A 6,348-nucleotide genomic window follows, 5' to 3' on the forward strand; every position below is an offset into this window, starting at 1 on the left:
TAAGGAGGTATTTCATTATGAATATCGGAATGATTGCACATGATGCAAAGAAAAAACTGATGCAAAATTTTTGTATTGCTTACAGAGGTATCTTGAGTAAAAATGAAATTTATGCAACTGGAACAACAGGAAGATTAATTGAGGAAGTAACAAATTTAAATGTTCATAAATATTTGGCAGGGCATTTAGGTGGAGAACAACAGTTAGGTGCTCAGATTGAACATAATCAGATTGATTTAGTAATTTTTTTAAGAGACCCATTAAATCCAAAATCTCATGAACCGGATGTCAATAATGTAGTTCAGTTATGTGATACGCATAATATACCTTTAGCGACTAATCTGGCTACGGCTGAATTATTAATCAAGGCCCTTGACAGGGGAGATTTGGACTGGCGTGAAGTTTATAAATCTTAGGAGTAATAAAATGAAATATAAAAGAGGGTTATGTATTTTACTGGCAGGAATCTTGTTGACGGGCTGCAGTTCGAATACTATGTACAATGAATTTGAAGATGGGCAACAAATAATTGATTTTATTTCACCTGATAGCAGTGAGATTCAATATGCTGATTCTTTTGCAAAAGATTTGTGTGTTGTACCGGTAAATTATCAGAACAAAAAAGATCCATTTATGACTGCAAAGGCTTCTTTAATTTTTGATGTAACTGATCATAAAATATTATATGCAGACAATGTATATGAGCGACTATATCCTGCCAGCGTTACAAAGATTGTAACTTCCTTAATTGCATTAGAAGAATGTGATTTAAATGAAATGGTTACAATTAGTCATAATGCTGCCAATATAACTGAGTGGGGTGCAAAAAAGTGTGGATTCCAAGAGGGCGATCAGATTAAATTAAAAGATTTATTATATTCATTCTTAATCTATTCAGGCAATGATGCCGGAATTGCAATTGCAGAACATATATCAGGAAGTGTAGAGGCTTTTGCCGAAAAAATGAATCAAAAAGCAAAAGAATTGGGAGCTGTAGATTCCCATTTTGTAAATCCACATGGGCTACATGATGATAATCATTACACAACTATTTATGATATATATCTGTTTTTTGAAGAGTGTATTAAAAATAAAACATTTTTGGATATCATTAACACAAAAGGCTTTACTGCTCATTACAAAGGAGCAGATGGTAAAAGCAAAACAGCATTTTTTCCATCAACCAATCGTTATCTGGTCGGAAGAGAGCAGGCTCCAGAAAATGTAACAGTAATTGGAGGTAAAACAGGTACGACAAGTAAAGCAGGATCCTGTCTTACATTATATAGTAAAAATAGCAATGGACATGATTATATATCAATTATCTTTCATGCTTCTACGGGAAATGAATTATTTGCTCAGATGACTCGTCTGCTAGAATATGAATCGAAATAATTAGAATTTAACATAAGAAAACATATAAAAAACAGTGGATAAATTTAAGAATTTATTCATTGTTTTTTTCGATTTATTTCGAAATGATACTACAAAAAATTCAGAAATAATTATTGTCTTTTCATGAATTCTATACTATAATATAGAATATAATAAAATATATTATATGCAATTAACACAATTTTCTGTGAATTCTACAAAGATGGAATATTCACAAGGTATGAAGGAGGAGATTACAATGATACAGATTATTGCTGGTGAAAAAGGGAAAGGCAAAACAAAGGTTCTTTTAGACAAAGTAAATACCGAAATTAAGTCGGTAGCGGGGACTAGTGTATACTTAGACAAAAATACAAAGCATATGTATGAACTAAATAATAAAATAAGACTAATTAATGTAAATGATTTTTTGGTAACAAATTATAACGAGTTTTTAGGATTTATATGTGGTATTATATCTCAAGATCATGATTTAGAGATTGTTTATTTAGATAGTTTCCTTAAAATAGCCTGCTTAACAGAAGAGAATCTCGAACTTGTTTTAAATAAGTTATCCGAAGTTTCTAACACATTCCACATTAATTTTGTTCTCAGCATATCATTGCCAAAAGACAAAATACCAAGTGAATATCAGAAAGACATTATAGTTGCATTATAAAAAATAGAAACAAGGATGACTCATATCAAGTTCTGGGTCATCCTTTTCTTTTATCCCTCGTTATTAATTCTTCCAAAATAGCTTAACGCATATAATCCACATATGCCTACAATAGCATAGATTACTCTTGATAAGAATGTCATATCTCCAAATAATATTCTTACTAAATCAAAACCAAAGAATCCAATTAATCCCCAGTTAATAGCACCAACGATAACAAAAATTAAAGCAATATAGTCAATCGTTTTCAATTCAGGTACCTCCTTTGATATTTATTTGTTCATTAGAATTCTATTTCTATACCATCTAGTATGTAGCTTTTCAAAAATAATTATACATTCTTTCTAAAAAATTTATTTTAGGACTTTAAAAAGATGAAAAACATCAGTATAATAGAAAGATAGGTTAGTAGGAATTAGGAGGACAATTTAATTGACTAGAAGAAATAAGAAAGTTGTAAAATATCGTAAGCCCTTACATCTAAATGTAGGTGTTGTAGTATTTTTAATTATTTTCATATATATTATCTGCATAACAGGCAGTTATTTTCAAAAAGACCATATAAGTATTTATGAGGTAGCTGAAAAAAGTATTTCTGATGACAATACGTTTCGAGGAATTATCTTAAGGGATGAAACGATATATTACGCAGAAAAAGCCGGCTATGTTAACTATTATATTGGTGAAGGAGAAAAAGTAGGAAAAAAGTCAACTGTTTATTCAATTGATGAAAGTGGAGATATCTACAAACAGATTTCAGAACAAACAGAAGAAACAACGATTTCTACAGAAGATACAGAACATATCAGGAATAGTATTGCTTCCTTTCATAAAAATTATAAAAACAGTGCTTATCATAAAGTATCCGATTTTAAATATGAAATGGAAAATGCTATTTTGGAATTAAACAATTCTAACCTTTTAACTAACCTTTCGAAAATAAAAAAAGGAAAAAATACAAAAAATTATTTTGACATTGTTTCGGCACAAAAGAGTGGTATCATAACATATACCATGGACGGAAAAGAGGATTTAAAAGAGTCTGATATTACGAGCAGCCTATTTAAAGAATCGGAGGAATCAAGAGTTCAGCTCCGTACAAATAAACCGATTACTTCTGGAAGCCCTGTTTACAAAATGATTAATAGTGAAAAATGGAATATTATTATTCCATTGAATGAAGCACAATATGGTAAACTAAAGGAAAACGAAACAGTGAATATTGTTTTTAAAAAAGACGATATTTCTACTACAGCAGGCTTTACAACATTTAAAAAGGAAGGAAGCTACTTTGGGAAACTGTCATTAGACCGTTATATGATTCGTTACTTAAATGAGCGCTTTCTTGATATTGAAATACTTTTAACTTCTGCAGAAGGTCTTAAAATTCCTACTTCATCGATTCTGAAGAAAAAAGTGTTGCTTGTACCATTAGATTACTTAACAGAATCGAATGGAAGTCGTGGTGTTGTAAAAGAAACTTACAAAGAAAATGGTGATAAAGAGTACAAATTTATTGATGCTATTATTTACAAAACAGATGAAGAAAATAATCTTGCTTATATCGAAGCAAGCGAATTAAAAAGTGGTGATAAAATCCATAATCCGGATTCGCAGAAAAACTACGAACTTAGCAAAACCGGTACACTAGAGGGTGTCTATAATGTTAATAAAGGATATGCTGTTTTTCGTGTGATTGAGAAAATCTATGAAAATAAAGAATATGTCATTGTAAGTAAAGATACTCCATATGGTCTTTCTAATTATGACCATATTGTACTTGACGCAGATACAATTGATGAATTACAGATTATCGGAAAATAAGGAGGGGACGAACATGGTAAAAGAAAACCTTGCTTTTGTAGAACAAAAAATTTCTGATGCATGTAAACGGGTCGGAAGAAACCGGGATGAAGTAACCTTGATTGCTGTCAGCAAAACAAAGCCGGTGGAAATGATTCAAGAGGCAATTGAATATGGAACCGTTGATTTTGGAGAAAATAAAGTACAGGAAATTGTTGATAAGACGCAAGTAATACAAGACAAAGTTAACTGGCATATGATTGGACATTTACAACGAAATAAAGTAAAATATATTATTGATAAAGTTTGCCTGATTCACTCTGTCGATTCTTTACGATTAGCACAGCAGATTGAACAAGAGGCCGCTAAGAAAAATATTATATGTCCAATTTTAATCGAAGTAAATGTTGCAAAAGAAGAAACAAAATACGGTGTGACAGTAGAAGAAACACTTCCGTTGATTACAGAAATCGCCAAGCTTCCTCATGTTTCGATAAAAGGTCTTATGACAATTGCTCCTTATGTCGAAAATTCAGAGGAAAACAGGATTTATTTTAGAAAATTACATCAATTAAATATTGACATCAAAAGTAAAAACATTGATAATGTGAATATGGACATCCTTTCTATGGGAATGACTGGTGATTATGAAGTTGCCATAGAAGAAGGAGCAACTTTAGTTCGTGTAGGAACTGGTATTTTTGGTGAACGAAATTATAATATTTAACAATATATAGTTTAAGAACAGCAGAGGAAAGCTGCTATAAATAGATAGGAGATTTTATATGGCGAATGTAATTAAAGATTTTTTAGGTTATTTAAAACTTGGTGATGATGAAGACGATTTAGAAGACTATATTGAGGATTATGACGAAGAAGTTTCTACTAGAAGCAATATGCGAAATTTTAGAAAACCGGTAAGAGAACCTGAAAAAATAGAGGACTCCATTCCAAAGCGTGCTTCCCGCTCGGAACGGAGTTATGGGAATGACAATGAATCAGAGGAGCCAAGAAGAGTTACTCGAATGGAACGTACAAGCAGTAATAAAATTGTACCAATCCGTACTACTCCACGAGGATTGGAAGTGTGCATTATGAAACCATCTTCTTTCGAAGATTCTCAGGATATATGTGATATGCTTTTAAGCGGACGTGCTGCTGTTGTAAATCTTGAAGGTTTTGATCCGGATGATGCACAACGGGTTATGGACTTCATTTCAGGTTGTGTATACGCAATCAATGGCAAGCTTCGTCAGATTTCCCGCTATATCTTTATTTTTTCACCGGATTCAATTGATATATCAGGAGATTATGCTGATATTGTAGGAGAAGATATGGGGTTTGGCGTTCCAATGTTGAATAAGGAGTTCTGATAATGGTTCAATTAATCTTTCATGGCTTATACCTGTTTTTCTTTGTCTTGGAATTCATACTTTGTATTTCCATTATAAGTTCATGGATTCCGGGTTTTAAACAGTGGAAAAGTATTTTATCTGAATTTTTAGAACCAATGTTATTGCCAATACAATTTTGTTTAAGACATTCGGTCTTTCAAGTGAAAACAATAGATTTATCACCACTATTAGCACTTATTATCCTTTCTTATTTACAAACATTTTTTTATCAACTAATAAAATAAACAGAAGGGATTTATTATGAATCAAAAAAAAGAAGAAGCTTTGCTTTTAAAACACTTAAAAGATTTATCTCATATTTCTTACCAGCGGGGATATCGTACATATTCGGACTTTTTAAACATAAATGAAATAAGTCTTTTTTTGCAATATCAAAAAGATATCGTAACCTCTCAATACAGGCTATGGGGAGGGTATGATGATGCGGAAAGAAGAGTTATCTGTTTTTATGAAGATGACTCTTCTAATACTATGTCCTTTCCAATACAGTGCCTACTTATCCAGCCTGCGAACAAAAAGTTTAGTGATGCACTTAATCATAGAGATTATCTGGGTGCTATATTAAATTTAGGCATTGATCGAAAAAAAGTAGGAGATATTATCGTAAAAGACAAAGAAGCTTACGTTTTCTGTCAAAAAGATATAACTCCTTATATTATAGACAACTTGAATCGAATTAAGCATACTACCGTTCTTGTTACAAGACAAAATGAGAAAATTGAAGCTTTTGAGCCGAATTTTATTGAAATTACAGGTACTGTGTCTTCTTTACGACTAGATACTATTTTATCCGTTGCATTCCGCACATCAAGAAACAGTCTTACTGGTTTAATTGAGGGACAGAAAGTATATGTAAATAACAGACTTGTTGAAACAAACAGTTTTTCTTTAAAAGAGGGAGATAATGTTTCAGTGCGAGGAATGGGAAAATTTGTTTTTCAAGGAGCGAGTGAACAAACAAAGAAAAAACGTTACAAAATAATAATATCAAAATACATATAGAGGAGGTAACTTTATGTTAACACCTGTAGAAATGCAAAACAGACCACTAAAAACCGGACGTGGATATAAGAAAAA

The 6,348-nt window shown here is 31.6% G+C and carries 9 protein-coding genes; 8 read left to right on the forward strand and 1 reads right to left on the reverse strand.

Annotation, left to right across the window (positions count from 1 at the left end; translation table 11 throughout):
• Positions 1 to 17: 17 nt before the first annotated feature.
• From FYJ58_RS10985 to FYJ58_RS10995, 3 genes are all read left to right on the forward strand, one after another.
• Positions 18 to 416: a methylglyoxal synthase gene (locus FYJ58_RS10985; protein WP_154519772.1), complete on the forward strand. Its 399-nt coding sequence runs from the start codon at positions 18 to 20 to the stop codon at positions 414 to 416.
• 10 nt (positions 417 to 426) lie between these two features.
• Positions 427 to 1,395 (forward strand): D-alanyl-D-alanine carboxypeptidase family protein, encoded by a 969-nt coding sequence (locus FYJ58_RS10990; protein ID WP_154519773.1) that lies wholly within the window; start codon positions 427 to 429, stop codon positions 1,393 to 1,395.
• Between the two features lie 238 nt (positions 1,396 to 1,633).
• Entirely contained in the window at positions 1,634 to 2,053 is a 420-nt protein-coding gene (locus FYJ58_RS10995; protein WP_154519774.1) for a twitching motility protein PilT, read from the forward strand.
• 50 nt (positions 2,054 to 2,103) lie between these two features.
• Here FYJ58_RS10995 and FYJ58_RS11000 read toward each other — a convergent pair whose 3' ends face one another.
• Entirely contained in the window at positions 2,104 to 2,304 is a 201-nt protein-coding gene (locus FYJ58_RS11000; protein ID WP_154519775.1) for a DUF378 domain-containing protein, read from the reverse strand.
• Positions 2,305 to 2,485: 181 nt separating this feature from the next.
• On the opposite strand from FYJ58_RS11000, the gene FYJ58_RS11005 reads away from it, so the two are divergent.
• From FYJ58_RS11005 to FYJ58_RS11025, 5 genes are read left to right on the forward strand one after another with little or no spacing between them, the layout of a single operon-like run.
• Positions 2,486 to 3,877, forward strand: a complete 1,392-nt coding sequence (locus FYJ58_RS11005; RefSeq protein ID WP_154519776.1) for an HlyD family efflux transporter periplasmic adaptor subunit — start codon at positions 2,486 to 2,488, stop codon at positions 3,875 to 3,877.
• Between the two features lie 13 nt (positions 3,878 to 3,890).
• The gene (locus FYJ58_RS11010) at positions 3,891 to 4,583 is read left to right on the forward strand and encodes a YggS family pyridoxal phosphate-dependent enzyme (protein ID WP_154519777.1); all 693 of its coding nucleotides are present in this window, start codon (positions 3,891 to 3,893) and stop codon (positions 4,581 to 4,583) included.
• Between the two features lie 58 nt (positions 4,584 to 4,641).
• Entirely contained in the window at positions 4,642 to 5,229 is a 588-nt protein-coding gene (locus FYJ58_RS11015) for a cell division protein SepF (RefSeq protein WP_154519778.1), read from the forward strand.
• A gap of 2 nt (positions 5,230 to 5,231) precedes the next feature.
• Positions 5,232 to 5,495 (forward strand): YggT family protein, encoded by a 264-nt coding sequence (locus tag FYJ58_RS15370; protein WP_154519779.1) that lies wholly within the window; start codon positions 5,232 to 5,234, stop codon positions 5,493 to 5,495.
• Positions 5,496 to 5,511: 16 nt separating this feature from the next.
• Positions 5,512 to 6,273 (forward strand): YlmH family RNA-binding protein, encoded by a 762-nt coding sequence (locus FYJ58_RS11025; RefSeq protein WP_154519780.1) that lies wholly within the window; start codon positions 5,512 to 5,514, stop codon positions 6,271 to 6,273.
• Positions 6,274 to 6,348 lie beyond the last annotated feature (75 nt).

Origin of the sequence: Velocimicrobium porci (assembly GCF_009696045.1) — a bacterium.
In the GTDB taxonomy this organism is placed as follows: Bacteria; Bacillota; Clostridia; order Lachnospirales; family Lachnospiraceae; genus Velocimicrobium; species Velocimicrobium porci.

What these genes read in the sequence shown, in the direction of transcription:
- FYJ58_RS10985 (WP_154519772.1), top strand. Translation starts at nt 18, where the DNA reads ATGAATATCGGAATGATTGCACATGATGCAAAGAAAAAACTGATGCAA.
- FYJ58_RS10990 (WP_154519773.1), top strand. Translation starts at nt 427, where the DNA reads ATGAAATATAAAAGAGGGTTATGTATTTTACTGGCAGGAATCTTGTTG.
- FYJ58_RS10995 (WP_154519774.1), top strand. Translation starts at nt 1,634, where the DNA reads ATGATACAGATTATTGCTGGTGAAAAAGGGAAAGGCAAAACAAAGGTT.
- FYJ58_RS11010 (WP_154519777.1), top strand. Translation starts at nt 3,891, where the DNA reads ATGGTAAAAGAAAACCTTGCTTTTGTAGAACAAAAAATTTCTGATGCA.
- FYJ58_RS11015 (WP_154519778.1), top strand. Translation starts at nt 4,642, where the DNA reads ATGGCGAATGTAATTAAAGATTTTTTAGGTTATTTAAAACTTGGTGAT.
- FYJ58_RS15370 (WP_154519779.1), top strand. Translation starts at nt 5,232, where the DNA reads ATGGTTCAATTAATCTTTCATGGCTTATACCTGTTTTTCTTTGTCTTG.
- FYJ58_RS11025 (WP_154519780.1), top strand. Translation starts at nt 5,512, where the DNA reads ATGAATCAAAAAAAAGAAGAAGCTTTGCTTTTAAAACACTTAAAAGAT.